This is a genomic window from Streptomyces sp. NPDC058086, from assembly GCF_042885015.1.
Lineage (GTDB): Bacteria > Actinomycetota > Actinomycetes > Streptomycetales > Streptomycetaceae > Streptomyces.
Genome location: NZ_JBHVST010000076.1, coordinates 22,499 through 48,049 on the forward strand (window position 1 = coordinate 22,499; position 25,551 = coordinate 48,049).

At 71.5% G+C, this 25,551-nt stretch carries 22 protein-coding genes and 1 pseudogene; 9 read left to right on the top strand and 14 right to left on the bottom strand.

All coding sequences use genetic code 11. The features are described from left to right. Positions 1-74: 74 nt before the first annotated feature. From ACFVWD_RS40275 to ACFVWD_RS40285, 3 genes are read right to left on the bottom strand one after another with little or no spacing between them, the layout of a single operon-like run. Positions 75-524 carry an NUDIX hydrolase gene (locus tag ACFVWD_RS40275; protein ID WP_389602930.1) on the bottom strand — a complete coding sequence of 150 codons (450 nt, stop codon included), beginning with the start codon at positions 522-524 and terminating at the stop codon, positions 75-77. Positions 525-560: 36 nt separating this feature from the next. Beyond that, positions 561-1,442, bottom strand: coding sequence for a pyridoxamine 5'-phosphate oxidase family protein (locus ACFVWD_RS40280; RefSeq protein ID WP_389602931.1), 882 nt, complete (start codon positions 1,440-1,442; stop codon positions 561-563). 24 nt (positions 1,443-1,466) lie between these two features. Further along, positions 1,467-1,919 carry a VOC family protein gene (locus ACFVWD_RS40285; RefSeq protein ID WP_389602954.1) on the bottom strand — a complete coding sequence of 151 codons (453 nt, stop codon included), beginning with the start codon at positions 1,917-1,919 and terminating at the stop codon, positions 1,467-1,469. Positions 1,920-2,045: 126 nt separating this feature from the next. Here ACFVWD_RS40285 and ACFVWD_RS40290 point away from each other — a divergent pair, with 126 nt between their 5' ends. After that, positions 2,046-2,582, top strand: coding sequence for a CGNR zinc finger domain-containing protein (locus ACFVWD_RS40290; RefSeq protein ID WP_389602932.1), 537 nt, complete (start codon positions 2,046-2,048; stop codon positions 2,580-2,582). Positions 2,583-2,846: 264 nt separating this feature from the next. Then, positions 2,847-6,149, top strand: coding sequence for a S8 family serine peptidase (locus ACFVWD_RS40295; RefSeq protein WP_389602933.1), 3,303 nt, complete (start codon positions 2,847-2,849; stop codon positions 6,147-6,149). 51 nt (positions 6,150-6,200) lie between these two features. Here ACFVWD_RS40295 and ACFVWD_RS40300 read toward each other — a convergent pair whose 3' ends face one another. Both ACFVWD_RS40300 and ACFVWD_RS40305 read right to left on the bottom strand, forming a co-directional pair. Then, positions 6,201-6,947: a hypothetical protein gene (locus tag ACFVWD_RS40300; protein WP_389602934.1), complete on the bottom strand. Its 747-nt coding sequence runs from the start codon at positions 6,945-6,947 to the stop codon at positions 6,201-6,203. 1 nt (position 6,948) lies between these two features. Beyond that, positions 6,949-7,470: a sigma-70 family RNA polymerase sigma factor gene (locus ACFVWD_RS40305; RefSeq protein WP_389602935.1), complete on the bottom strand. Its 522-nt coding sequence runs from the start codon at positions 7,468-7,470 to the stop codon at positions 6,949-6,951. A 294-nt stretch (positions 7,471-7,764) separates the two neighbouring features. Here ACFVWD_RS40305 and ACFVWD_RS40310 point away from each other — a divergent pair, with 294 nt between their 5' ends. Next, the gene (locus tag ACFVWD_RS40310; RefSeq protein WP_168508700.1) at positions 7,765-8,781 is read left to right on the top strand and encodes an aspartate-semialdehyde dehydrogenase; all 1,017 of its coding nucleotides are present in this window, start codon (positions 7,765-7,767) and stop codon (positions 8,779-8,781) included. A gap of 51 nt (positions 8,782-8,832) precedes the next feature. Here ACFVWD_RS40310 and ACFVWD_RS40315 read toward each other — a convergent pair. Beyond that, positions 8,833-9,364: pseudogene (locus ACFVWD_RS40315) on the bottom strand (DUF1203 domain-containing protein). A gap of 111 nt (positions 9,365-9,475) precedes the next feature. Between ACFVWD_RS40315 and pepN the strand changes: the two are divergent. Beyond that, positions 9,476-12,055, top strand: coding sequence for an aminopeptidase N (gene pepN, locus ACFVWD_RS40320; RefSeq protein ID WP_389602936.1), 2,580 nt, complete (start codon positions 9,476-9,478; stop codon positions 12,053-12,055). Positions 12,056-12,134: 79 nt separating this feature from the next. On the opposite strand, the gene ACFVWD_RS40325 is transcribed toward pepN, so the two are convergent. Continuing rightward, on the bottom strand, positions 12,135-13,436 hold the full coding sequence (locus tag ACFVWD_RS40325; RefSeq protein WP_389602937.1) for a M14 family zinc carboxypeptidase: 1,302 nt from the start codon (positions 13,434-13,436) through the stop codon (positions 12,135-12,137). Between the two features lie 539 nt (positions 13,437-13,975). Between ACFVWD_RS40325 and ACFVWD_RS40330 the strand changes: the two genes are divergently transcribed. Together ACFVWD_RS40330 and ACFVWD_RS40335 are read left to right on the top strand one after the other, a co-directional pair. Beyond that, entirely contained in the window at positions 13,976-15,403 is a 1,428-nt protein-coding gene (locus tag ACFVWD_RS40330) for a ThiF family adenylyltransferase (protein ID WP_389602955.1), read from the top strand. Continuing rightward, positions 15,400-16,560, top strand: a complete 1,161-nt coding sequence (locus tag ACFVWD_RS40335; protein WP_389602938.1) for a hypothetical protein — start codon at positions 15,400-15,402, stop codon at positions 16,558-16,560. Before ACFVWD_RS40330 ends, ACFVWD_RS40335 begins: the two co-directional genes overlap by 4 nt. A 35-nt stretch (positions 16,561-16,595) precedes the next feature. Here the strand turns inward: ACFVWD_RS40335 and ACFVWD_RS40340 are convergent, their stop codons facing one another. The 5 genes from ACFVWD_RS40340 to ACFVWD_RS40360 all read right to left on the bottom strand — a co-directional run bounded on the left by ACFVWD_RS40340 (position 16,596) and on the right by ACFVWD_RS40360 (position 21,850). Then, positions 16,596-17,372 (bottom strand): SDR family NAD(P)-dependent oxidoreductase, encoded by a 777-nt coding sequence (locus ACFVWD_RS40340; protein WP_389602939.1) that lies wholly within the window; start codon positions 17,370-17,372, stop codon positions 16,596-16,598. 88 nt (positions 17,373-17,460) lie between these two features. Next, on the bottom strand, positions 17,461-18,873 hold the full coding sequence (locus ACFVWD_RS40345; protein ID WP_389602940.1) for an RNA polymerase subunit sigma-70: 1,413 nt from the start codon (positions 18,871-18,873) through the stop codon (positions 17,461-17,463). Positions 18,874-18,994: 121 nt separating this feature from the next. Then, on the bottom strand, positions 18,995-19,915 hold the full coding sequence (locus ACFVWD_RS40350; RefSeq protein ID WP_389602941.1) for a LysR family transcriptional regulator: 921 nt from the start codon (positions 19,913-19,915) through the stop codon (positions 18,995-18,997). Further along, positions 19,816-20,829, bottom strand: a complete 1,014-nt coding sequence (locus tag ACFVWD_RS40355) for a DMT family transporter (RefSeq protein WP_389602942.1) — start codon at positions 20,827-20,829, stop codon at positions 19,816-19,818. Before ACFVWD_RS40355 ends, ACFVWD_RS40350 begins: the two co-directional genes overlap by 100 nt. A 61-nt stretch (positions 20,830-20,890) precedes the next feature. After that, a complete protein-coding gene (locus ACFVWD_RS40360) occupies positions 20,891-21,850 on the bottom strand; it encodes an EamA family transporter (protein WP_389602943.1) in 960 nt (319 codons plus the stop codon). A 125-nt stretch (positions 21,851-21,975) separates the two neighbouring features. Between ACFVWD_RS40360 and ACFVWD_RS40365 the strand changes: the two genes are divergently transcribed. Continuing rightward, positions 21,976-22,473, top strand: coding sequence for a MarR family winged helix-turn-helix transcriptional regulator (locus ACFVWD_RS40365; protein WP_389602944.1), 498 nt, complete (start codon positions 21,976-21,978; stop codon positions 22,471-22,473). Between the two features lie 39 nt (positions 22,474-22,512). Here ACFVWD_RS40365 and ACFVWD_RS40370 read toward each other — a convergent pair whose 3' ends face one another. Then, on the bottom strand, positions 22,513-23,010 hold the full coding sequence (locus tag ACFVWD_RS40370; protein WP_389602945.1) for a hypothetical protein: 498 nt from the start codon (positions 23,008-23,010) through the stop codon (positions 22,513-22,515). Between the two features lie 4 nt (positions 23,011-23,014). Between ACFVWD_RS40370 and ACFVWD_RS40375 the strand changes: the two genes are divergently transcribed. Continuing rightward, positions 23,015-23,203 (top strand): hypothetical protein, encoded by a 189-nt coding sequence (locus tag ACFVWD_RS40375; protein WP_389602946.1) that lies wholly within the window; start codon positions 23,015-23,017, stop codon positions 23,201-23,203. Here ACFVWD_RS40375 and ACFVWD_RS40380 read toward each other — a convergent pair. After that, positions 23,200-24,678, bottom strand: coding sequence for an FAD-dependent monooxygenase (locus ACFVWD_RS40380; protein WP_389602947.1), 1,479 nt, complete (start codon positions 24,676-24,678; stop codon positions 23,200-23,202). The genes ACFVWD_RS40375 and ACFVWD_RS40380 overlap by 4 nt on opposite strands. A 127-nt stretch (positions 24,679-24,805) precedes the next feature. Between ACFVWD_RS40380 and ACFVWD_RS40385 the strand changes: the two genes are divergently transcribed. Next, on the top strand, positions 24,806-25,399 hold the full coding sequence (locus ACFVWD_RS40385; protein ID WP_389602948.1) for a TetR family transcriptional regulator: 594 nt from the start codon (positions 24,806-24,808) through the stop codon (positions 25,397-25,399). Positions 25,400-25,551 lie beyond the last annotated feature (152 nt).

A 25,551-nucleotide genomic window follows, 5' to 3' on the forward strand; every position in this document is an offset into this window, starting at 1 on the left:
TCACTCCGTGTTCATTTTCCGGGGTAGGGGACCAGTTCCCCGCCGCTGCTCCCCTGTGGCTACTGCCCCGCCTCTTAGGGCCTGTCGCGCCCGAGGGGCGGTCGTTCCCGCCACAGCCGCAGTCCCACGTCGACCAGTGCGACCCGGTCGAGGGCGGGTACCTCGTCGAGCGGGTGCCAGGCCGCCATGTCGGTGGAGCCGTTCGTCTCGTGGCGCAGTTCGCCGCCGGTGACGCGGGCCTCGTAGACGATCCGCAGGGCGTGGAAGTCGTTGGGCGAGCCGAGCCGACGCGGGTGCGAACGCAGTACGGAGTCGACGCCGAGCAGCGCGAGGGGCTCGACGGCGTAGCCCGTCTCCTCCTCGGCCTCGCGGATGACGGTGTCGTAGGGGTCCTCGCCGTGGTCCATGCCGCCGCCGGGCAGGGTCCACCGCCTGCTTCCGTCCCCCGCGACCCAGCGGGCCAGCAGCATCCGCCCGTCCCGCACGCATACGGCGTAGGCCGCCACCCTCAACTGCTTCGGCATGCCCAGACGTTACGGCACGAGGCCATGGCAAGTCGCCTACGGCAGGGACGGGTTGGCCGGTGAGTACTCCGGCGGCGACCAGCGGATCGGGCTGGCGGCGGGCGTCTGCACGACCCCGGTGACGGTGAAGCAGACCGTGCGCTCCCCGTCGGCCGCGTACCCCGTACGTGCCGTGCCCGTCAGTTGCAGCACCGTCCCCGACACCCAGTCCAGGAAGAGCAGCCCCGCCCTCGGGTCCGTCTCCAGGTTGCCGAGGGTCAGGAACATGGAGTTGCCGGGGTAGTCGCGCCAGTGCAGTTCGTTCGGTGAAGTGACGTGGACGAAACCGGGGTTGCCGCCCCGGTGGCTGACGTCGGCGCCGTGCGCATGGACGGTGGCCAGGAAGAAGGTGTCGGCGGACTCGACGAACCTCCGCTGCCCGGAGGAGAGCCCGGCGGACCGGCGGGGCGTGCCGGGCGGGCGCTCGACCTTCTCGTACGACTCCCTCTTCTGCAGATACTTCGGGCAGTTGGAGAAGACCTGGTCGGCCTCGACGGCGAAGCCGCGGGGGGTCGGTCGGGCCCGTCCGTTGAGTCGCATACGGCGGCGGGTGCGCGGGTCGAGCGCGATCGTGCCGACGGAGGTGCCCGGGGTGGCGAGCGCCGGCGCCAGTGGGTCGCCCTCGCGCAGGCCACCGCCCGTGACCGAGATCTGCCGGACACCCGTCGCCCGCACAAACCCGGGCTCGCCGGTGAGCAGCGAGGCCCACACCGCTCCGCCCGCCGGATCGGCCGCTCCCAGCACCAGCATCGGCTGGAGTTCGAGGAAGGCGGCGGCCACGGGGCGGATGCCCTGCCCGACGGACCGCCCCACGTGGTCGGCGGCCTCGCGCACTCCCACCCGGTCCTGTACGGCCCGTGAGCCTGAGTGGTACGTCATGACGCGCCCCGCTCTCCACAGCTCCTAGAAGAATCCACAGGTGGGGGCGGTGGCGGACGGCACCGGGGCCCCCTCCACCCCGCTCGGCGCGTAGATCTCGAGGCGGGTGCCGTCGGGGTCGTGGAAGAAGATGCCACCGGACGCCGAACCCTCACGGTGGGCGACCACGCCCTCGTACGCGAAGTCGACGCCGTAGTCGCGCAGGGCCGTCTCGTACTCCCTGACCTGGTCGACCGAGTCCACTTCGAGGGCGAGGTGGTGCAGGCCGGCGCGGGCCTGGTCGTACGACCCCTGCGCCTGCTGCCAGAGGGTGAGCACCGGGCGGCCGTCTCCGGCGAGCGAGCCGAGGAACGCGTACCGCCGTTCCTCCTCCTTGCCCTCGGCGATCACTCCGAAGCCCAGGACGTCGCGGTAGAAGGCGAGCGAGCGGTCGAGATCGGTGACGTTCAGGCCGATGTGGCCGGTGCGCAAGGTCATGACGGTCCCGTCTGTCATTGGCCGCCCCACAGAGGAGCTAACCCCTGTGATTGACATTAAAGGTTAGAGTGAAGGGCGTCAACCAGTGACCTACCCTTGAGCGGTTAGCACTGAAGGGAGCCCCTCATGCCCACCACCGCCGATCCCCGTCCACTCACCGGGGAGCCGGTCTCGCTCGACCTGCTCAACACCCGCTGGAACCGCGAGGGAGTGACGCAGGACCTGCTGACGGACACCGAGGGCCTGGCGGTGTGGCTGGCGGCGAACGAGCTGGACTTCCCGGCCGACGACGCCGTGCTGCTGCACGTACGGGAGGCCCGCGACGCCCTGCGCTCGGCCGTCGACGGCACCCCGGAGGAAGCCGCCGCCTGGATCGACGCCGTCCTCGCGCACGGCCGCGTCCGCCTGAGGCTGACCGGACAGGGACCCGGCGAGGAGGCGGAGTTCGGCGACCCGTCCTGGGGGCCCGCCTGGCTCGCCGCCCGCGACTACCTCGGGCTGCTCGCCACCGCTCCCGACCGCATCCGCCGCTGCGCCCACGACACCTGCATCCTGCATTTCTTCGACACCTCACGGAACGGCACCCGCCGATGGTGCTCGATGGCGGCCTGCGGTAACCGTGCGAAGGCGTCCCGCCACTACGCGCGCACGCGGGAGGCCTGAGCGGCCGGGAGCGGGCGACGGGCGGCCGGGGATCGGTCGACCTTGCTTGTCGATGTCCTGTCATACCGCACTTTGACCGTCATGGCGTATGGCGGAATTACGCCATGGCTCCATCCCGCCTCGGTCAACTCTCCCCAAACAACTGCCCCTTAGGTAAAGCTGAGCGGTCATCCGGGTCCACATACCGGACTGATGTGATCGTGTCCCGTGGGAACGTCGGGACCGGTCACTCCACGCTCGTTCCTTTACCTACAAGGGATGCTGATGACCGATCCTCAGCGCGCACCGATATCGGGCGCGAGACGCGTGGCCCGCATCGCCGTGGCCGCAGGCCTGGTGGCCGCGCTCTCCGCGGCCGGGCCGATACCCATGGCCTTCTCCGCGGACCACGCACCCGCCACGCCCGACCCGGGCACCAAGTCCGCGAGCGCCAAGCTCGGTTCGGACGACGCGGACCTCCTCGCCGAGGCCAAGGCCGACGGCGCCAAGAACGTCACGATGATGATCGCCACCGCTCCCGGGCAGACCGAGCAGGTCGCCCAGGAGATGGACGCGGTCAAGGGCGGCTCCGTCGGCCAGACGTACGACAAGCTCGGCTACGTCCGGGCCACCGTCCCGACCGCCAAGGCCGACGCGGCCATCGCCGCCGCCACCAAACTGACCTCGGTGCACGGCATCGACCTGCGCCAGGACATCGCGCTCGACGACCCGACGCCGAGCGCCGACACGGTCAAGGGCGCCTCTTCGAAGGCCACGAAGACCTACGCCGCGCCCGACAAGAACACCCCCGCCGAGAACCCGTACAACCCGTCCTTCGAGACGGGCGCCGTCGACTTCGTGAAGAAGAACCCGAAGGCGGACGGCCGGGGCATCACCATCGGCATCCTCGACTCCGGTGTGGACCTGAGCCACCCGGCGCTGCAGAAGACCACCACCGGCGAGCGCAAGATCGTCGACTGGGTCACCTCGACCGACCCGATCCTCGACAACGACCTGAGCTGGCGGCCCATGGTCAGCGCGGTCTCCGGGCCCACCTTCACCTACGGCGGCCAGACCTGGACGTCCCCGGCGGGCTCGTACGAGATCAGCACGTTCCGGGAGTCCGCGACCGCGGGCGGCGACGCCGCGGGCGACGTGAACCGTGACGGCGACACCACCGACTCGTGGGGCGTCCTGTACGACCCGGCGGCCGGCACCGTCACCGTCGACGTGAACAACAACCACGACTTCAGCGACGACACCGCGATGAAGCCCTACAAGGACGGCTACCAGATCGGTCACTTCGGGACCGACAACCCGGCCACCGACGTCGTCGAGAGCCAGCCGTTCGTCGTGCAGATCCGCAAGGACGTGCCGATGGACCCCTACGGGGGCGACTGGGTCGGCAAGAAGGCCGACTTCGTCAACATCGGTCTGATCGCGAGCGAGCACGGCACGCACGTCGCCGGCATCACCTCCGCGAACGGCCTGTTCGGCGGCAAGATGAACGGCGCCGCCCCCGGCGCGAAGATCGTCTCGTCGCGCGCCTGCGTGTTCGGCCCGAGCTGCACCAACGTCGCGCTCACCGAGGGCATGATCGACCTCGTCGTCAACCACGGCGTCGACATCGTGAACATGTCGATCGGCGGCCTGCCCGCGCTGAACGACGGCAACAACGCGCGCTCCGAGCTCTACACGCGTCTCATCGACACCTACGGTGTCCAGCTGGTGATCTCCGCGGGCAACTCCGGCCCCGGCGCCAACACCATCGGCGACCCCGGCCTGGCCGACAAGGTCATCTCGGTCGGCGCGTCCATCTCCAAGGACACCTGGGCCGCCAACTACGGCTCCGTCGTGGAGAAGAAGTACGCGATGATGCCGTTCTCCTCGCGCGGTCCGCGTGAGGACGGCGGCTTCACGCCGACGCTGACCGCGCCCGGCGCCGCGATCAACACCACGCAGACCTGGCTGCCGGGCTCCCCGGTCGCCCAGGCCGGCTACTCCCTGCCGGCCGGCTACTCGATGCTCCAGGGCACCTCGATGGCCTCCCCGCAGGCCGCCGGCGCGTCCGCGCTGCTGCTGAGCGCAGCCAAGCAGAAGGGCATCGCCCTGACGCCCGCCAAGCTGCGCACGGCCCTCACCTCGACCGCCGACCACATCAAGGGTGTGCAGGCGTACGAGGAGGGCGCGGGCCTCATCAACATCGTGGACGCGTGGAAGTCGATCAAGGACGACGCGACCGCCCACGACTACACCGTCAAGGCCCCGGTCGACACCGCGATCGACTACGCCCTGAAGACCCCGGGCTTCGGCACCGGCCTCTACGACCGCGAGGGCGGCCTCAAGGTCGGCGTGAAGAAGTCGTACGACATCACCATCACGCGTACGTCCGGCCCGGACAAGGCGATCCGCCACGAGCTGCACTTCGAGAACAACGCCGGTGACACCTTCCGGATCGTCGGCTCCGACGAGGTCAAGCTCGAACTGAACAAGCCGGTCACCGTCAAGGTCGCCGCGAAGGCCTCCTCGGCCGGCATCAAGAGCGCGATCCTCGAGGTCGACGACCCGCGGACCGAGGGTCTCGACAAGCAGATCCTGACGACGGTCGTGGTCTCCACACCGCTCAAGTACAGCTACTCCGCGTCGAGTTCGGTGCAGCGCAACAGCACGCGGTCGTACTTCCTGACCGTGCCCGAGGGCGCGAAGGCGCTGGAGGTCGCGATCGGCGGGCTGAAGGACCTGAGCCAGACCCGGTTCATCTCCATCCACCCGTACGGTGTCCCCGTCGAGGACACCGGCACGCCGTACTGCTACAGCAACTACCCGAACACCAACGGCTGCAAGCCCGACGTGCGCTCGTACGCGGACCCGCAGCCCGGTGTCTGGGAGGTCGAGGTCGAGGCGCGCCGTACCTCGCCGCTGCTCGACAACCCGTACAAGCTGGAGGCCACCGTGCTCGGCGCGGCCTTCGACCCGGCCGTGGTGACGGTCCCGGAGGCCAAGGTCGGCACGCCGGTCACCGCCTCCTGGAAGGTGACGAACGGCTTCGCGGCGCTCGACGGCACCCTGAAGGGCGGCCCGCTCGGCTCCTCGAAGACGGCCCGGCCGACCATCGCGGGCGGCGCCACCCAGACCAGCACGGTCGACGTGCCGGCCGGCGCCGCGTCGCTCGACGTCGCCATCGGCAACGTCTCGGACACGGCCGCCGACCTGGACCTGACGGTGTACGACTCCACCGGCAAGCAGGTCGCGCAGTCCGCGGACGGCGACTCGGAGGAGGCGGTCTCCATCCCCAACCCCGCCGCCGGTACGTACACCATCAAGGTCGTGGGCTACTCGGTCCCGTCGGGCTCGACCGCGTACGACTACCGTGACGTGTTCTTCTCCTCCGCGCTCGGCTCGGTCAAGGTCGACGAGTCGGCGCCGGTGAAGCTCGCCACGGGCGGTACGGCGACGGTCTCCGGCGAGGTCACCGCGGCCGCGCCGGCCCCCGAGGGACGCGAGTTCTTCGGCCGGGTCCAGCTGGTGAACGCCCGCGGCACGGCCGCCGGCCTCGGCAGCGTGAAGATCGAGAAGGTCACGCCGTAACACCTGCGTCGGTGAAGGGGCGGGCGTCCGGGAACGGGCGCCCGCCCTTTTTCACGGGCACGTGAGAGTGCGGGACTCGGGCAGCGCCTTCACGATCCACGCGCGTTCGTCGGCGATGGCCTTCGCCCCCGTGGTCCAGCCGGTCGGTGTCGCCGGGTCGTCGTGGAGGGCGACGAGCACATGCTCGCCCTCGCGCGGCCGGGGAGCCACCTCCTCGTCCACTACGAGGACGACCTCGGCCTTCCCCTTCTCCGGCTTGTAGTAGCGGTCCACATGGAGGGTGATCCGGTTCTCCGTGGTGCCGGGGAGCGGCTCGACGTCGGCGACCGTGCCCTCCGCGACGAGCCGGGCGCACGCGAGGTAGCCCGGGCCGCTGAGCGAAGCCCCCTCGCCCGCGCTCCCGCTGTCGGCCGCCTTGGCCCCGCTGCTGTCCGACGTGCTCATCGCGCCTCCCCCGTTGTGCGCGAGGATCCAGCCCATGCCGACGACCATCGCGGCCACGGTGGCCGCGACGAGGGTGCCCAGGACCAGGGCTAGGGGACGGCGCCCGCGGTTCCTGGGTGCGCCTTCGGGGCGGCGGGTGCGCTTTCTGGGCGCCCGCACCGGGACCGGCTTCGCTTCCTCCGCACGGTCCGCCAGCGCGTCCCCGATGACCGCCAACTGCTCCCGCAGCAGTGCCACATCGGCCACCGCCGACCGGTGCTCGGCCATGAACTCCGGGTCGTCGCCGGCCCCTTCGGGCAGAGCCTCGTCAGTGATCGCGGCCAACAGCGCGTCCACTCCCTCATACTCGGCCACGTCACACCACCTCGTCCTCGTGCAGGCGGGCGCGCAGGGCGCGGACCGCCGAGTGCAGCCTGCTCTTGACCGTGCCCTCCGGGATGCCGAGCTCCTCGGCGATCCCGCGCACGGACAGATCGGCGTAGAAACGCAGGACGAGGACCTGGCGCTGGGCGTCGGGCAGCTCGTCCAGTCCCTGCGCCACGGCGAGCGAGAGCACGCTGGAGTCCTCGTCACGGGCGCCCGCGGGCTGCCGCAGCGAGGCCAGCCGCTCGCCGAGCCGCTCCTGGCGCCGCTTGGCCCGGTGCCAGTCCATCGCCAGGTTCGAGGCGACGACCGCCGCCCACGCGGACACGTCACGCGGCGCCTCGTCCCCCTTCGCCGCGCGTTCCAGCAACCGCAGGCGGACCTGCTGCACCCCGTCCGGCAGGTCCGCCTGCGGTACGCCACCGAGCGCGAGCACGGCCCGCACCCGGCGTTCCTGGGCCGCGTCCAGGGGATCGTCCGCCCCCTGGGCACGGCGTGCCTTTCTGCGCAGCACTCCGCCCCTCCCCTCCCGCGTTTCCTCTACGACGCCGGTGCGGGCGGAAACGTTCGGCCGAACGCGAAGGAGTCGTACGTCACACCGGGCCGGGGCCCGCGGGGACGCCCACGCCGTACGGCTTGCGGTCCCCGGCGGCCGACGGAAGGGTTTCTTTCGGATGCCGAACGGACACCGGACGGCGGACGCGTCCCATTCCTCGGGCGGCACGGGCAAAGGATTGGACACGCGGGCACGGGTCAGACGCATGATGGAAGCGCTGGACCACGTAAAACGCACGCTAAGGGAGTCGCCGTGAGGGTCGGAATCGTCGGAGCCACCGGTCAGGTCGGCACGGTCATGCGCAGGATCCTCGTCGAGCGGAAGTTCCCGGTCGAGGAGCTGCGGCTGTTCGCCTCGGCGCGTTCGGCCGGGACGGTGCTCGACGGTGTGACGGTGGAGGACGCGGCGACGGCGGACTACTCCGGCCTGGACATCGTGCTGTTCTCCGCGGGCGGCGCGACCTCCAAGGCGCTGGCCGAGAAGGTCGCCTCGCAGGGCGCGGTCGTGATCGACAACTCCTCCGCGTGGCGCAAGGACCCGCAGGTGCCCCTGGTGGTCTCCGAGGTGAACCCGCACGCGATCGCGGACCGCCCCAAGGGCATCATCGCCAACCCGAACTGCACGACGATGGCCGCGATGCCGGTCCTGAAGCCGCTGCACGAGGAGGCGGGGCTGGAGGCGCTGGTCGTCGCGACGTACCAGGCGGTGTCCGGTTCCGGCCTCGCGGGCGTGGCCGAGCTGCACGGCCAGGTACTGAAGGTCGCCGCGGACGCCGACAAGCTGACCCATGACGGCGGCGCGGTCGACTTCCCGGAGCCGGGGGTCTACAAGCGCCCCATCGCGTTCAACGTGCTCCCGCTCGCGGGGTCGATCGTCGACGACGGTCTGCACGAGACGGACGAGGAGCAGAAGCTCCGCAACGAGTCCCGCAAGATCCTGGAGATCCCCGCCCTCAAGGTCTCCGGCACCTGTGTCCGCGTCCCGGTGTTCAGCGGCCACTCCCTCCAGGTGAACGCCCGCTTCGCGCGTCCGCTGAGCGTGGAGCGCGCGACCGAGCTGCTGGCCGGCGCCCCGGGCGTCGCCCTCTCCGAGATCCCGAACCCGCTCGAGGCCGCCGGCCAGGACGCGTCCTACGTGGGCCGCATCCGCGCCGACGAGACGGCCGAGCACGGTCTCGCCCTGTTCGTCTCCAACGACAACCTCCGCAAGGGCGCCGCGCTGAACGCGGTCCAGATCGCGGAGCTGGTGGCGGCGGAGCTCAAGGGCTGACAGCCGTACCACGTGCCCCGGGGGCGGTCACCGCACGGTGACCACCCCTCCTCACGCCCGCCGCACCTCGTAGAGGAAGCACCCGTACTCCACGGCCCGTACGTGGACGAGCGCCACCTCCGGGTCGGCGAAGGCCTCCGCGAAGGCGTCGTCGAAGGCGTCGGGGTTCTCGACCAGACGGCCGCCCAGGATGTGGCCCTCGGCGGAGTAACGGCGGACCGTGCGGTGAGCGCCCGGAAAGGGGTAGCCGCGCAGGTCGGGGCCCGGGCAGTCGTCGGCGTGGACGAAGACCGGGCCCTGTTCGTCGTACGCGCCCGGGTCGGCGCCAGTCCCGGCGGCCCAGCGGCGCAGCGGCGCGTAGGAGACGAGGGCGATCCTCCCCCAAGCTCTAAAGGAGCAGGGGGGACCCCCATCCGGGTTCGCTGCGCCGCAGACAGCAGCGCAGCGGCGCACCGCCCTCCTCGTCCGCGAAGGGAACCATCGGGCGGTCCGCATCGTCAGCTGTGCGGAGATCCTTCAGGACCGCCGGATCGATGGGACGTGCCGTGTACGTGATCGCGTATGTCCTCATGTCCGTCGTCATGTCTCCAGGCTCGCGCCCGCGTGTGCCTGGCACCGGCGGGAAACGGACATCGCATCCGTGCAGGTCCCATGGAAGGATGGCGCAACCGTCACATAACGAGGAGATGACCGCGTGCCTGGCACAAACCTGACCCGCGAAGAGGCGCAGCAGCGCGCGAAGCTGCTCACCGTTGACTCGTACGAGATCGATCTCGACCTCTCGGGCGCGCAGGAGGGCGGCACCTACCGGTCCGTGACCACGGTGCGCTTCGACGTCGAGGAGAACGGCTCGGAGACCTTCATCGACCTGGTGGCTCCCGCCGTTCACGAGGTGACCCTGAACGGGGACCCTCTCGAGCCCGCCGAGGTCTTCAAGGACTCGCGGATCGCGCTTCCGGGGCTCCTGGAGGGCCGCAACGTCCTGCGCGTCGTGGCCGACTGCGCGTACACCAACACCGGTGAGGGCCTGCACCGCTTCGTCGACCCCGTCGACCAGCAGGCCTACCTCTACACCCAGTTCGAGGTCCCGGACGCGCGCCGGGTGTTCGCGAGCTTCGAGCAGCCCGACCTGAAGGCCACCTTCCAGTTCACCGTGAAGGCGCCCTCCGGCTGGACCGTGATCTCCAACTCCCCGACGCCCGAGCCCAAGGACGACACCTGGGTCTTCGAGCCGACGCCGCGGATCTCCACGTACATCACCGCGCTGATCGTCGGGCCGTACCACTCCGTGCACAGCGTGTACGAGAAGGACGGACAGAGCGTGCCGCTCGGCATCTACTGTCGGCCCTCGCTCGCCGAGTTCCTCGACTCGGACGCGATCTTCGAGGTCACCCGGCAGGGCTTCGAGTGGTTCCAGGAGAAGTTCGACTACGCGTATCCGTTCAAGAAGTACGACCAGCTCTTCGTGCCGGAGTTCAACGCCGGTGCGATGGAGAACGCGGGCGCGGTGACGATCCGCGACCAGTACGTGTTCCGGTCCAAGGTGACCGACGCCGCGTACGAGGTGCGGGCCGCCACGATCCTGCACGAGCTGGCCCACATGTGGTTCGGCGACCTGGTCACCATGGAGTGGTGGAACGACCTGTGGCTGAACGAGTCGTTCGCCACCTACGCCGAGGCGGCCTGCCAGGCCTACGCCCCCCAGTCGCGCTGGCCGCACTCCTGGACGACCTTCGCCAACTCCATGAAGACGTGGGCGTACCGGCAGGACCAGCTGCCCTCCACCCACCCGATCATGGCCGAGATCAACGACCTGGACGACGTCCTCGTCAACTTCGACGGCATCACGTACGCGAAGGGGGCGAGCGTCTTGAAGCAGCTCGTCGCGTACGTCGGCATGGACGAGTTCTTCAAGGGCGTGCAGGCGTACTTCAAACGGCACGCCTACGGCAACACGCGCCTCAGCGATCTGCTGGGCGCCCTGGAGGAGACCTCCGGGCGCGACCTGAAGACCTGGTCGGAGAAGTGGCTCCAGACCGCCGGCATCAACATCCTGCGGCCGGAGGTCGAGACCGACGCGGACGGGGCCATCACCTCCTTCGCGATCCGTCAGGAGGCTCCGGCGCTCCCGGAGGGTGCCAAGGGTGAGCCGACCCTCCGCCCGCACCGCATCGCCATCGGCCTCTACAACCTCGACGACGACAGCGGCAAGCTGGTGCGCGACGATCGCGTCGAGCTGGACGTCGACGGCGAGCTGACGGCCGTGCCGGAGCTGGTCGGCAAGCGCCGCCCGGCGGTCTTCCTGCTCAACGACGACGACCTGTCGTACGCCAAGGTCCGCCTCGACGAGGACTCGCTCGCCTTCGTCACCGAGCACCTCGGCGACTTCGAGTCGTCCCTGCCCCGTGCCCTGTGCTGGGCCTCGGCCTGGGACATGACCCGCGACGGTGAGCTCGCCACCCGCGAGTACCTGTCCCTGGTCCTGTCGGGCATCGGCAAGGAGTCCGACATCGGTGTCGTGCAGTCGCTGCAGCGCCAGGTGAAGCTGGCGATCGAGCTGTACGCCGACCCGGCGGCCCGCGAGGCGCTGCTGACCCGCTGGACGGACGCGACGCTCGCGCACCTGCGCGCCGCCGAGCCCGGCAGCGACCACCAGCTCGCCTGGGCACGTGCCTTCGCGGCGACCGCCCGTACGCCGGAGCAGCTGGACCTCCTGGAGGGCCTGCTGGAGGACCGGGAGACCATCGAGGGCCTCGCTGTCGACACCGAGCTGCGCTGGGCGTTCGTCCAGCGGCTCGCGGCGGTCGGACGCTACGACGAGGCGGAGATCGGCGCCGAGGCGGAGCGCGACAAGACGGCGGCCGGTGAGCGGCACGCGGAGACGGCCCGGGCCTCTCGTCCCACCGAGGAGGCGAAGGCGGAGGCCTGGTCTGCGGTCGTCGAGTCCGACAAGCTCCCGAACGCCGTGCAGGAGGCGGTGATCGGCGGCTTCGTGCAGACCGACCAGCGCGAACTGCTCGCCCCGTACACGGACAAGTACTTCTCCGTGGTGAAGGACATCTGGGACGCCCGTTCGCACGAGATCGCCCAGCAGATCGTGGTCGGTCTCTACCCGTCCATCCAGGTCTCCGAGGAGACCCTCGCCAAGACGGACGCGTGGCTGGCCTCGGCCGAGCCCACCCCGGCCCTGCGGCGCCTGATCTCGGAGTCCCGCTCCGGGGTCGAGCGCGCGCTGAAGGCCCAGGCGGCGGACGCGGCGGCGGCGTCCGCGTAGTCGGTCGTACGTGAGTGGGGGCTCCCGGCGTTGTGCCGGGAGCCCCCTTTCGCATGAACGCGCGTGTGGGCGCCCGGGGTCACACCAGGGCGCGGGCGAGTGCGAGCATCGTGCGGGTCTGGAGCTCGGTCTGGTCGGCCACGGGGACCCATCGGGCGTCGAAGGTGCTCGCCAGCTCACGGGCCCAGACCTCCACGAGGGTGTCCAGCGCGGGGGCGCCGCCCAGGGCCTGCCGCATCATGGCCGCCGCGCGCAGCGGGATGCGCCGGGCGGCGACGCCGAGCGAGACGGAGTTGCCCACGGTGGTGGCGAGTTCGGCGGAGTTCCAGGTGTCCACGACTCCGGGGCCGATGTCCATGAGCTCGCGGGCGGCGGTGAAGTGGGCGATCTCTTCGGGGGTCTGTGGTGACCTGGGCCCCAGCTCCCCGACCACCGCCTCCAGTTGTTTGGCCCGGCCGAGCAGGATCTCGCTCGCCTCCGCGACCTCGCGCCGGGGCTCGGCGACGGGCCGTGGATCGCTGACGCCCGCCACGCTCCAGAAGGGCGCCTCGACGACCGCCGACACGGTTCCGTGCCGCATCGCGTACAGCCAGGTCGCCTGTGAGGTGAAACCGGACGGGTCCCGTTCCTCGGTGGGGCTGCTGTCCGGCAGGACGAGCACGCCCGGGCTCTCGGCCAGCCATCCCATGCCGTCGAACGGCCGGTGCTCCAGGGGAATGCCGAGGTCCGCGGCGATCCGACGGTAGGCGGCCGCCGCCCCATGCACCGCGCGAGTCAACTGCAGAAAGGATCCGCCCACTTCGACACCGTGGAGGGAGAACTGCACGACCGGGCGCAGTTCGTCGATGAGCCGCACCAGTGCCTCGGACTCCGGCATCGCCGGACGCGGGTCACTCGGGACAGGCGGAAACTCGGGCTGCGCGGCGAAGGCGGGCCGGTAGAAGCGCCGGTAGTAACCCCGGAGGGTCGGCGTGGCCTCGGCCGCGCGTCCCTCGCCGGGCAGCCCCTCGCCGGGCAGCCCCTCGTCGGACCGCCCCTCGCCGGGCCGCCCGGTCAGCCAGCGCCCGGCGAGGCTCGCGCCGTCGGGGTCGAGGCAGAGCAGGAAGTGCCAGGCGCAGCCGGACTCCTGGAGCAGTGCGGGCTCCCGCGCGAACCTCTCGGCCAGGGAGAGCGAGGTGACCCCGCCCACCGGTTCGTTGGCGTGCGCGCCGGCGACCGTGAGGATGTGCCGGGAGCCGTGTCCGGCCGAAAGCAGCCACAGCGGCCGGCCGGCACGCGAGGTCCCGACGACACGCAACCGCAGTGCACCGGGTCGTGCCGCCACCGTCGCGTGAGCGCGTCGCAGCAGCTCGCCGAGGGTGGGATACGGGGTTCCCCGCATGCCGGGATCCGGTCAGGTGCCGTTCGCGTTGCTGTCCCCGGTGGTCTCCTTCTTGTCCAGCGGACGGATCACGATCTTGGCGGCCATGTGGCCCCCTCTCTGTGTGGGCTCTGCGGTGGCCGAGGGCCTGTCGTTTGGATCAGGTCGTTTCGGGAGCGGCACTTGATCGGTGCCGGTGAGCGGGGTCTGGTGCGTGCAGCTGCAAGGCGGAGGAGGGAGTCATGGCGGAGCCATGGCGACCGACGACAACGCCGCAGATGTGCGTGCCAGACCCCGCGGCCCAGGCCTGATCCAAACGACAGGCCCTCTAGGGCCTGTCCGGCGAAACGGATCAGCCGCCGTTGCCTCCGCTGCTGTCGCCCGTGGTCTCCTTTTTGTCCAACGGGCGGATCACAATCTTGGTGGGCACCCCAACTCCTCTCGTCAATACGGACGTTGAGCGTTGCGGGCGCGATCGCCGACCGCGTCTTGTCAAGGCTCGACTCGGGGGACCAGAGTGTCAAGGCATGTACCTGTAACGGGAAGGGGTCCTGGTGACAGTGCCGGTCGACACGCTCCGCAGACCCCGGATCAAGCCCGAGCACCGGCCGTACCGCACGATCGACGGCAACGTCCGCATCGGCAGCGTCATCCACGGCATCGGCGCCGAGATCGAGGACCCGCAGGGCTGGGTCTGGACGCTGGTCGAGACGATGGACGGAACGCGGGAGCCGTCGGCGGTGGTCGGCGAAGTGCTGCGGGCGCATCCCGAACTTCCCGACCTCACGCCCGAGGACGCCCGGCAGGCGATGGCGGACCTGCTCGACGCCGGGTTCGTGGAGGACGCGGCGGCGCCCGTGCCGGTGTCCGAGCGGGAACGGCTGCGCTACAGCCGGGGTGTGCCGCTGCTGCGCTGGATGGACCTCGGCCCCCGGACGAGCCCCTGGGACGCCCAGCTCCGGCTGCGCCGGGCCCGGGTGCTGCTGGTCGGCGTCGGCGGCACGGGCGGGTACGCCGCGCAGAGCCTGGTCGCCTCCGGGGTCGGCCGTCTGCACTGCGTGGACCCGGACGTGGTGGAGCTGTCCAACCTCAACCGCCAGCCCCTCTTCCGCGAGTCCGACCTCGGCCACCCGAAGGTGACGGCAGCGCTCGCCACCCTGCGGGCGCTGAACTCGGACGTGACCGTGACCGGGGAGCGCCGGGAGATACGACACCCGGCGGACCTGGCGGAGCTGATCCGGACCGGGGCACCCGCCGTCCCGAGCGAGCCGAAGCGGGCCGGGCCGCCCGACGTCCCGAGCGAGCGGAAACAGGCCGGACCGCCCCAAGCCCCGAGCGAGCCGATACACGCCGGACCGCCCGACGTCCCGAGCGAGCCGAGACACGCCGGACCGCCCCAAGCCCCGAGCGAGCCGATACACGCCGGACCGCCCGCCGTCCCGAGCGAGCCGATACACGCCGGGGCACCCGACGTCCGTTACCCGTCGCGGGACTCGTACGACCTTCTCGTCCTCGCCGCCGACCGTCCCGGCGACATCCGCCGCTGGGCGAACCGTGTCTGTCTGGCCGCGAACCTGCCCTGGGTCGACGCCGGCTACCGCGGCCCCCTGGTGACGGCCGGGGTCCACGTACCCGGCCGGGGTGCCTGCTGGGAGTGTCTGCGGGCCGGCGAGGTGGCCCGCCGAGAGTTGCGCCTGGCGCCCGGCCAGGACGATGAGGTCGCCTCCCCGCACCTGCCGTGGAACCCCGCGACCGCGGTCACCGCGGGCCTGTCCGGCGGACTGCTCGCCCACGCGGCCCTGGCCCTGCTGACCGGCGTCCCGGCACTCGATCCGGGCTTCCGCTTCGGGATGAACCTGATGCTGCCGGGCGACCCGGTGCTGCAGAGATTCCCCCGGCGGCCCGACTGCCCGGCGTGCGGCGACAGGCCCGCGGGCGGGGCCACCGGCTCGGGCGGAGCCACCGGCGCGGCCGGGGAGCGCGCGTGAACCACGTACGCCTGCACACCCTCGACTCCCGCCCCGACGGCGACGAGTGGATCGTCGGCCGGCTGGCGACGGGCCGGTTCGTCGCGCTGCCCGAGGTCGGCAAGCAGGCACTGGACCTGCTCGGGCAGGGGCTGAGCACCGCCGAGGTCGGAAAACGACTGCGGGAGACCATCGGCGACGACATCGACGTATCCGACTTCGTCGAAGCGCTGGTGGACCTCGGGTTCGTCGCCGAGGTGGACGGACAGGCGGTGGCCTCGCCGCCCCCGCCGAAACCGACGCTCGCCCGGATCAGGCCCCGCCATGTGCGCTGGGTCCTCAGCCCGGCCCTGCCCGTCCTCATCGCCCTGCTGATCACCACCACCCTGCTCACCCGCCCACCCGTTCCCCTCGGCTACCACACCCTCCTCTGGAGCCCGCACGGCAGCGCGGTGATCGCGCTCGGCGCGGGCTTCGGCTGGACGCTCCTGCTGGTCCACGAGTGCGCGCACCTGGTGACCGCCCGGGCGACCGGCGTGCCCGGCCGGATGCGCCTCGGTACGCGCCTGCAGTTCCTGGTCATGCAGACGGACATCAGCGGCATCGAACTCGCCCCGCGCCGCCACCGGTTGACCGCCTACCTCGCCGGGATCGCGACCAATCTCACCGTCGCCTCCCTGGCCGCCCTCGCCGCGGGCGCCACGCACGGCACCCCCCGCCGGATCCTGGCCGCCGTCGCCCTGCTCGCCCTGCTCCCCCTCCCCTTCCAGCTCATGGTCTTCATGCGTACGGACCTGTACTTCGTGCTCCAGGACCTGACGCGCTGCCGCGATCTGTACGGGGACGGGGTGGCGTACACGAAGTACGCGGCACGGCGGGCGCTGCGCCGTACCACCGCCCCGGATCCCAGCCTCGAACTGCCCGCCCACGAACGGCGGGCGGTGCGCGTGTACAGCGTGGTGCTCGTCGTCGGCACCACCCTGTGTCTCGCGTTCCTCGCGACCGTCACCCTGCCCGCGGACATCACGCTGTTCGCCCGCGCGGTGGCGCACCTGGGCCCCGGCCACTCCGCCGCCGGGCGCCTCGACGCGACGGCCGTCGTGGTCGCGCTCGGCGGGGTGCATGTGCTGTGGGCCCGCACGTGGTGGCGCGACCGCCGCGGCCGTCGGTCGTCCTAGCCGGTCGTCCCAGCCGGTCGTCCCAGCTGGTCGTCCTAGCCCGGGAACATCCCGCCGGTCACGTTGACGAAGGTGCCGGTGATGCCGCCCGCGTGGTCGGAGGCGAGGAAGGCGGCGGTCGCGGCGATCTCGGGGAGGGTGGGGTTGCGGCGGGTCATGCGCATTCCGGCCAGGTTGGCGAGCAGGCCCTGGAGGGCGTGCTCGTCGAGGGCCATGGCGCTGTCGACCGCGGCGAGCTTCTCGCGGGTCAGCGTCTCGGGCACACCGGCCGCCCACAGGCCGACGGCCCGCACCCCGCGCGGCCCCAGTTCCATCGCCAGGTTCCGTACCAGCGTGTCGATCGCCGCGTCGGCCGGGCCCGTCCCGCCCATCATCGGACTGCCGTGCGCCGAACCGCTGTTGAGTGTGAGGACCACGCCGGAGCCCCGCTCGGCCATGCGGCGGGCGGCGGCGCGGGCGGTCACGACGTTGGCGCGGATACCGGTGACGACCGGGCGTACGAAGTCGTCGACGGGCATGTCGAGCAGCGAGGCGCCCTGCACATCACCCCGGGTGACGAGGTTGAAGGAGATGTCGACGGCGTCCAGTGACGCGATGTGCGCCTCGACCGCCGCCTCGTCGAGCGCGTCGACGACCGCCGTCCCGGCGTGGCCGCCCTCCGCCTCGATGTCCTTGGCCACCGCGTCGAGCGTCGCCACCGTACGCCCCACGAGGTGCACGTGGGCACCCTCGCGGGCGAAGGTACGGGCGACGGCGCCGCCGATGGATCCGCCGGCGCCGTAGATGACCGCGGTCTTGTCGGTGAGCAGCATGGTGAACCTCCGTGAGTTGGGCCGTAAGAGCGGCCCGTACGAGTCGGCCGTACGAGTCGGTCATGCAGACGTACGCGCCGGCTTTCACTCATCGGTCGGCGGGCAGCCGCAGCGGCAGTCCGAACGCCGGGAAGAGATGCGGCTCGAAGGAGGTGATCTCCACGATCCGGTCGCCCTCGATACGGAGGACGTCGAGGACCTGCGCGCGGTAGACGGTCGTACCCGGGCGCCGGACGTACCCCCCGGCCGCGAGCTGCCCGTTGGCGCGGGCGGGCAGGTGGCGCCAGTGGCCGAGGAACATCGGGGAGGCGGGGTCGAGGCTGACGGACAGGAACTCCACGAGCGCCTCGCGGCCGACGAACCAGAACGGATTCGGCGGCATGGTGAGCGTGATGTCCTCGCTGAGCAGGGTGGCGACCTCGGTGAGGTCGAGGCGTTCGGCGGCGGCCATGTAGCGCGCCAGGATCTCGCGCTCGCGGGCGTCCGCCTCCGCGGTCCAGTCGGCGCGGCGGCGGGGCAGGTGGTCGCGCAGGGTGGGCCGGGCCCGTTGCAGCGCGCTGTTGACCGAGGCGACGGTCATCTCCAGTGCCGCGGCGGTCTCCGCGGCGGCCAGCCCCAGGACGTCGCGCAGGACGAGGACGGCGCGCTGGCGGGGTGGCAGATGCTGGATCGCGGCGAGGAAGACGAGCTCCATGGTCTCCCGGGAGACGGCGAGCGCGTCGGGCTGCTCTTCGGTGGAGGGCAGGTCGTCGTCGGGGTAGGGCTGGAGCCAGGTGATGCGGGCCGGGGGCTCGGCACCGCCGTGGTTCATCCCGGGCAGCGGCTCGTACCGCTGCGGGCGGCGCGCCGTGCGCCGCTGGAAGTCCAGGCAGGCGTTGGTGGCGATCCGGTACAGCCACGTCCGTACGCTCGCCCGCCCCGCGAACCCGTCCCGGGCCCGCCAGGCCCGCAGGAACGTCTCCTGCACGAGGTCCTCGGCATCGTCGTACGAGCCCGACATCCGGTAGCAGTGCACACGCAGTTCGCGCCGGTACGACTCGACGAGCGCGGCGAAGTCGCTCTCCGCGAGGACCACTTCCGTAACAGGACCGGCCGTGACGAGATCCGCCGCGCCGGGCTCCTCCGTACCGGGCCCGCTGTTCCCTTCCGTCTCGTTTCTGTCGCCTTCGTTTCTGTCGTCCTCGTATCTGTCGTCCTCGTATCTGTCGTCCTCGTATCTGTCGTCCTCGTATCTGTCGTCCTCGTATCTGTCGTCCTCGTATCTGTCGTCCTTCTCGTTTCCGTCGTCCTTCGCCGTGTCGCGGGCCATCCGGGCGATGCGCCGCAACCGTCCCACGGAGGTGGCCAGCTCGCTCACCCCGGAGTAGAAGACGGCGGGCGGCGCCGGGACCAGCTCACGGACCTGCCGCCCGACCTCCTCGATGAGCCCCTGGGCGGTGTCCGAGGGCGCCGCCCGCCGCTCCCGGTACGCCCTCTGCCGACAGGCGGCCGAGCAGTACACGGAGCTCCGCCCCTTGCGCCCACTCCGCCCGGCCAGCGGCTTCCCGCAACCAAGGCACACGACGTCGACCACAGGAACCTCCGGGAATCCGGGAATTACGTCACGCGCGGACGACGTGACGTTATCGCCGCTCCCCCAGCCCCGCAGCCGCCTCCCGCAAAGCCTCCAGCACCCGCCCCACCGCCGCGCCCTCCTCCGCCCCGCGCCGCACCGCCGCGACCACATGCCGGTGCGGGCGGTCACCGGCGAGTTCGCGCATCACGACGCCCTCTCGCCGCACGCGAGCCATCCGCGGCACCAGCGCCACCCCCATCCCCGCCTCCACCATGGCGAGAATGGCGGTCCACCCGGCCGCCGAGTGCCCCTGGTGGGGCGTGAACCCGGCCGTCTCGCACGCCCCCCGCGTGATCTCCGACCACGGCCCGCTCCCGCCGAAGATCCACGACTCGGCGGCGAAGTCGGCCAGCCGCACGGCCGGGGCGACGGCCAGCGGGTGCTCCCGGGGCAGCGCGAGGTCGAGCGGATCGGCGAGCAGTGGCACCCGGGTGAAACGGGAGTCCACGACGGACGGCGCCTGCGCGGCCAGCGACAGCGCCAGGTCGACCGCGCCCGCGCCGAGCAGCTCGTACGCCTCCGCCGCCTCGGCCTCCCGCACCTGCACGGAGATCCCGGGGCGTGCCGTGCGCAGCGCCCGTACCGCGGGAACGACCAGCGCGGGCACGGCGGTCGAGAAGGCCCCGACCCGCACCTCGCCCACCTCCCCGTGCTCGTACGCGGTCAACTCGGCGTCCGCCCGCTCCAGTTGCTCGAACACCGCCTCCGCGTGCCGCAGCACCAGCTCAGCCGCGTCCGTGAGCCGCACCCGGCGCCCTTGTGCCTCCAGCAGGGTGACCCCGAGCTGCTTGGCGAGATTGGTCAGCTGCTGCGACACGGCCGAGGGAGTCAGCAGCAGCGCCTCCGCGGTCGCGGTGACGGTTCCGCGTTCCCGCAGCGTGCGCAGGATGTGCAGCTTCTTGATGTCCCACTTGTCGTACTCGGCCATGACGGCAACCTATCCGTGGCGCCGAGGACGACCCCGCCGAGGATCAGGGCCATGCAGAGCAGTTGGGTCCAGGTGGTCCGCTCGCCGAGGAGCGCGTAGGACAGGGCGGCCGCGCAGACCGGCTGGAGGTAGTAGACCGTCCCGGCACGGGCCGCGCCGATCAGCGCGATCGCCTTGTTCCACGCGAAGAAGGCGACGGCGGAGGAGGCGACACCGACGTAGAGGAGGGGGCCGACGGTCGCGGGGGCCGGCGTGAACGGACCCTGTACGCCCACACTCACCGCGTACGCCGGGAGCAGCATCGCCGTACCGAGGGCGAAGGTCGTGAACAGGTAGGTGAGCCCGGTGAGCCGGGCGGGGCGGCGGCGCAGCAGCGCGCTGTACGACGCGAAGCACATCGCGGCCGCGACCATCCAGAGGTCACCGGCAGCCAGGCCGGTCGACGGCCCGCCTCCGCCCACCAGGAGCAGCACCCCGGCGCAGGCGATCAGCATCCCCACGACCCGGCGCGCCCCCAGTCGTATGCCGCCGATCCGTTCGTACACCGCCATCAGCACCGGCGACGCGGCCATGATCATGCCCATGTTCGCAGCGGAGGTGGAGATGCCCGCCTGGTTGACCAGGGTGTTGTAGACGGTGACGCCGAGGAGGGCGGCGAGCAGGACATGGCCCAGGTGTCGGCGTACCAGGGCTCGCTGCCGCCAGGCCTCACGCGCCGCGAACGGGGTGACCGCCACCAGCGCGATCACCCAGCGCCACAGCGCCTGCTGCACCGGCGGCACGCTGTCGTGCAGCGCGCGCGAGACGACGAAGCTGCCGGACCAGACCACGGTGGCGACCCCTGCCAGGACGATCCCAAGTCCCGCGGCGCCGTGCGTGCGTGTGCGTGTGCGTGTCCGGTCCAGGACAGCCACGTATATCCCTTGCCTTTCGGTGGTCGTGGGTCGACCGGGGACCGCGTCCCCGCGGCCCGAACTACCGTCGCAAGGCGGGAACCGTCACGTCCATCGAATCTTTTCGACCATTCCTTTCAGAAGAACTGAACGATCCAGCGCGAGCCGACGGCCGCCCGCCACGCGGCCCGATCTGACCGAACACCGTCGCCCCGAACGCCAGCACCATCCCCGCCACCTGCACCGGCGTCAGCGCCTGCCCCAGCGCCGCCCAGCCGATGACGGCCGCGGTCAGCGGCGACAGCGGGCCGAGGAAGGTGACCTGGGTGGCACTGAGCCGGCCGATGCCCCGGAACCAGAGCCAGTACGCCACCGCCGTGTTCGCCAGCGCGAGGTAGAGATATCCGCCGACCGCCCGGCCGTCCAGCGCGGGCGGCGCGCCCTCGACGAGAAGGGCGACCGGGACGATCAGCAGCCCGCCCGCCGTCAACTGCCAGGCGGTGAGCGCCAACGGACCGACCCCGTCCGGCCGGCCCCACCGCTTGGTGAGCACCGTGCCGGTGGACATCGACGCGGTCGCGGCGAGCGCCGCGAGGACCCCCACCGCATCCAGCGCGCCGGCCGCCTTCAGTACGACGAGGCTGACACCGAGGGCCGCGGCGATACCGGTGAGGAGCGTCCGCAGGGTCGGGCGGTCGCCGAGCAGCAGTGCCGCGAGGCCCGCGACGAACAGCGGCCCGACCGCGCCGACGACTGCCGCCATGCCGCCGGGCAGCCGGTACGCGGAGAGGAACAGCAGCGGGAAGAAGGCGCCGATGTTCAGCGCGCCCAGCACCGCCGCCTTCCCCCACCAGGCGCCGCGCGGCAGCACCCGGGCCAGCGCGAGGAGCAGCAGCCCGGCGGGCAGCGCTCGCATCACCCCGGTGAACAGGGGCCGGTCGGCCGGGAGGAACTCCGTCGTGACGGCGTAGGTGCTGCCCCAGGAGATGGGGGCCAGCGCGGTCAGGGCTATGAGGGCGGGACGGTTCGCGTTCGCGGCCATGGAGGCACCCGATTCCAAAGTAGGTCAGTGAAAAGTAGCTTAGCTCCAAGCAACTCTCTCGTCATCTACTTCCTCGTAATCTACTTTCTTGCGGGCAATCGACCCCACGGCGGATACTCGCCCCCATGAAGACGCCCCAGGACCCTGTCGACGCGATCATCGAGCAGTGGGCCACCGTCCGGCCGGACCTCGACACCGCCGCGATGGAGGTCTTCGGCCGCGTCTTCCGGCTCGCCCGCACGATGGGCGACCGGATGGAGAAGGCGTACACGCCCTTCGGGATCTCGCGCGGGGAGTTCGACGTGCTCGCGACCCTGCGCCGCTCGGACGCCCCGTACACCCTCTCGCCCCGGCAGCTCTCGGCGACGCTCATGCTCACCACCGGCGGAATGACCGGGCGCCTGGACAAGCTGGAACGCGCGGGGCTGCTACGGCGCTCCCCCGACCCGCACGACCGGCGCGGGCTCCAGGTGACGCTCACCGACAAGGGGCTGCGGCTCATCGACGAGGCCGTCGGCGCGGGGCTCTCAGTCCAGACGGAGGCCCTGGCCCACCTCGACGAGGAACGAGCCGGTCAACTGGCCGGCCTGTTGCGCGAGTTGCTGACGGGCACCGGCGCCTAGATCCCCAGCCGGCCCGGCTCCGGCCCGGCTCGAAGGCCCTCAGCCGGCCGTGACGACCCGGCTCGACCTGACGCGTATCACGGCGAGCCGGCCCAGGACCTGAGCCAGCGCCATCAGCAGCAGCGCGGCGGTCCAGGCGTCGGAGCCGGTGATCAGATTGTCCTGACTGAACCGCGCCACGCTCCCGGAACCGCCATGAGTGGCCCAGTACTCGAATCCGGCGCGCGAGGCCATGCCGACGATCCATACGAGTGCGGCGAGTGCCCCGGCGCGGGCGAACGCGATCCCGTCCGAGGCGCGGCTCAGCCGGGTGGACGCGCCGCAGGCGATACCCAGGACGGCGCCGGCGGCGACACCGGCGACGTCGAGCCTGAGGTCGTGCCCCTGGGTCGGGAAGGACTTGAGGTAGTAGGCGGCCGCGGCGGCGACGGCCACGAGCGGCAGCAGCGTGTTGTGCAGCGTCTGCCGGACGCCTCGGATCTGCGGGATCACGAGGAGGATGAGGGCCGCGGAGATCGCGTAATCGGTCGTCGTCATGCCCATGAGCTTGCGCTTCACGACGCGGAACCACCTCGGCTCCAGGGTGGAGCCGAGGGTGGGTTTCCGCCTCAACCCACGGGTTGAGATCCAGTCTCCCCACGTCGGCGCCAACGTTGAGATCCAGTCGCCCAACGTCGGCGCCAACGTTGAGATCCAGTCGCCCAACGCCGCCGCCGACGTTGAGATCTAGTCGCCCAGCACCGCCGCCAACGCCGTCTCGACGGCCGCCGCATCGGGGGACTCGGCGGCCCAGGCCACGTATCCGTCGGGCCGCACCAGCAGTGTCGTACGCCGGTCGCTCGCCCAGCTCTCCACGGTGAGACGGTCCTTGCGGTCCTTGAGGTCGCCAAGACCGTACGCCCGGACGGCCGCCGCCGGTGCGACGAGGACGAACCGGCCGCCGCGCAGGGCTTCGTAGAGGCGGCCGTCCTTCAGGGCGACATCGGGGACGCGGGTGCCGACGAGGGCGTGGGAGCCGCGCGGGGCCCGGTAGGCGAAGCCGATGCCGGTGATCTGGCCCGCCGCCTTCCGGCGCATGGGGCCGACGCCGTTGAGGACCGTGGTGAACGCGGAGCGCAGCGCCAGCGTCCAGGGGTGCTTGGCCATCGCGAGCCGGACGATCCCGCCGCTGCTGCGCAGTACCGCCCTGCCGACCGGGTGGCGCTCGGCCTGGTAGGTGTCCAACAGGTCCGTGCCGGCGTGGCCGTTGACGACCAGCGCGAGCTTCCAGCTGAGGTTCGCCGCGTCCTGGAGGCCGGTGTTCATGCCCTGCCCGCCGGCCGGGGTGTGGACGTGGGCGGCGTCACCGGCGAGGAAGACCCGGCCGACCCGGTACGCGGGCGCCTGGCGCTCGTCGCTGTGGAAGCGGGACATCCAGCGGGCGTCGTGCATGCCGTAGTCACGGCCGAGCGAGAGCCGGACGATCTCCTTGACCTCGTCGAGTTCGAGCGGCGCGCTGTCGGGGACATTGCGGCCGCGGTGCCAGCCGATCACACGGTAGTAGCCGTCGCCGAAGGGCACCATGAAGGCGAAGGCGTCGCCGACGGCGTTGGCGGTGAGGATCGACTCCGGCTCCTCGGCGAGCAGGACGTCGGCGAGGACGACGGACCGGATGACCGACTTCCCGGGGAACGGCAGCCCCACCGCCTCACGCACCGCGCTGCGCATCCCGTCCGCCCCGACGACGTACGCGCCGGCCAGCTCCTCCGCTTCCCCGTCCGCACCCCGGACTTCGAGCGTGACGCCCGCCGCGTCCTGGCGCAGTCCGGTCACCTCGGTCTCGTACACGAACCGCACCCCGGCCTCGACCGCCCGCCGCTCCAAGGCCTTCTCCACCTCGTACTGCGGGATCACGAGCAGGTGGTTGAAGCGGGAGGGGAGCGTGTCGAGGGCGACGGAGAGCCGGCCGAAGAGGCGGATGCGGTCGACGGTCCGGCCGTGGCTCTCCAGCTCGTCGGCGAGACCGCGGGCGTCGAGCTGCTCCAGGGTGCGGGCGTGCAGGACGAAGGCGCGGGAGAGGTTGCTGATCTTGTGCGGGCGCTTCTCGACGAGGGTGACGGGGACTCCGGCGGTGGCGAGGTCCCCGGCCAGCAGGAGGCCGGTGGGGCCGGCGCCGACGACGATCACGTTCCGGGACGCGGTGGTGCCGTTCGTCTTGCCGTTCATGGCGGCCTCCTGATGCCAGCACTCGTGGGCCAACGCCCGTTGGTCAACGTTTGTTGGCCAACGCTTGTTTACCAACATAGAGACATCGCTCTGGACTGTCAACAACTGTTGGCCTACGGTTGTTGGCATGCCCGACAAGGAACTCCCCGCACCCGCCCCGTCCCCCGCGGCCCGCCGCTCGGACACCACCCGCACCGCCATCCTCACCGCCGCGCGCGAACGCTTCGCCGCCGACGGCTACGAGCGCGCCACGATCCGCGCAATCGCCAAGGACGCGCGGATCGATCCGTCGATGGTGATGCGGTACTACGGCTCGAAGGAGGGACTGTTCGCCGCGGTCCTGGACGTCGACCTGCGGCTGCCGGGCCCGGACGGGCTGGACCCGCGCGAGGTGGGCCGCGTCCTGGTGGGCCACTTCCTCGACCTCTGGGAGGAGAACGAGGTCCTCACCGTGCTGCTCCGGGTCGGCGTGACCAATCCGGACGGCGCCGCGCGCATGCAGGGCATCTTCCGGGACCAGCTCATGCCGGTCGCGCTGCGCGTGTGCCCCGACCCGGAGCAGGCGCCGGCACGGGCCGCGCTGACCGCCTCACAGGTGCTGGGCATGGCGATGGCCCGCTACGTCCTGCGTTTCCAGCCCGCCGTCGCGCTGCCGCGCGAGGAGGTCGTGGCATGGCTGGCACCGACGGTGCAGCGGTATCTCACGGCGCCGCATCCGTGACAGGCCCCGAAAACACGTCGAGGGAGTCCGCGCCCCCCCCCGGGGCGCGGGGTCCCGCTGTAGGGGAGGGTACCCACCACGGGGCGCGGGGGCGGGGCCGGGGAGCGCGGCGGGATGCCGTCCCGGTAGGGGGGTTTTCGGGGATGGACCGT

Bases quoted from the DNA above. Each gene is read 5' to 3' on its own strand.
- ACFVWD_RS40275 (WP_389602930.1), bottom strand. From the start codon at position 524: ATGCCGAAGCAGTTGAGGGTGGCGGCCTACGCCGTATGCGTGCGGGAC.
- ACFVWD_RS40280 (WP_389602931.1), bottom strand. From the start codon at position 1,442: ATGACGTACCACTCAGGCTCACGGGCCGTACAGGACCGGGTGGGAGTG.
- ACFVWD_RS40285 (WP_389602954.1), bottom strand. From the start codon at position 1,919: ATGACCTTGCGCACCGGCCACATCGGCCTGAACGTCACCGATCTCGAC.
- ACFVWD_RS40290 (WP_389602932.1), top strand. From the start codon at position 2,046: ATGCCCACCACCGCCGATCCCCGTCCACTCACCGGGGAGCCGGTCTCG.
- ACFVWD_RS40295 (WP_389602933.1), top strand. From the start codon at position 2,847: ATGACCGATCCTCAGCGCGCACCGATATCGGGCGCGAGACGCGTGGCC.
- ACFVWD_RS40325 (WP_389602937.1), bottom strand. From the start codon at position 13,436: ATGCGGGGAACCCCGTATCCCACCCTCGGCGAGCTGCTGCGACGCGCT.
- ACFVWD_RS40340 (WP_389602939.1), bottom strand. From the start codon at position 17,372: ATGCTGCTCACCGACAAGACCGCGGTCATCTACGGCGCCGGCGGATCC.
- ACFVWD_RS40350 (WP_389602941.1), bottom strand. From the start codon at position 19,915: ATGGCCGAGTACGACAAGTGGGACATCAAGAAGCTGCACATCCTGCGC.
- ACFVWD_RS40360 (WP_389602943.1), bottom strand. From the start codon at position 21,850: ATGGCCGCGAACGCGAACCGTCCCGCCCTCATAGCCCTGACCGCGCTG.
- ACFVWD_RS40365 (WP_389602944.1), top strand. From the start codon at position 21,976: ATGAAGACGCCCCAGGACCCTGTCGACGCGATCATCGAGCAGTGGGCC.
- ACFVWD_RS40370 (WP_389602945.1), bottom strand. From the start codon at position 23,010: ATGACGACGACCGATTACGCGATCTCCGCGGCCCTCATCCTCCTCGTG.
- ACFVWD_RS40375 (WP_389602946.1), top strand. From the start codon at position 23,015: ATGAGCTTGCGCTTCACGACGCGGAACCACCTCGGCTCCAGGGTGGAG.
- ACFVWD_RS40380 (WP_389602947.1), bottom strand. From the start codon at position 24,678: ATGAACGGCAAGACGAACGGCACCACCGCGTCCCGGAACGTGATCGTC.
- ACFVWD_RS40385 (WP_389602948.1), top strand. From the start codon at position 24,806: ATGCCCGACAAGGAACTCCCCGCACCCGCCCCGTCCCCCGCGGCCCGC.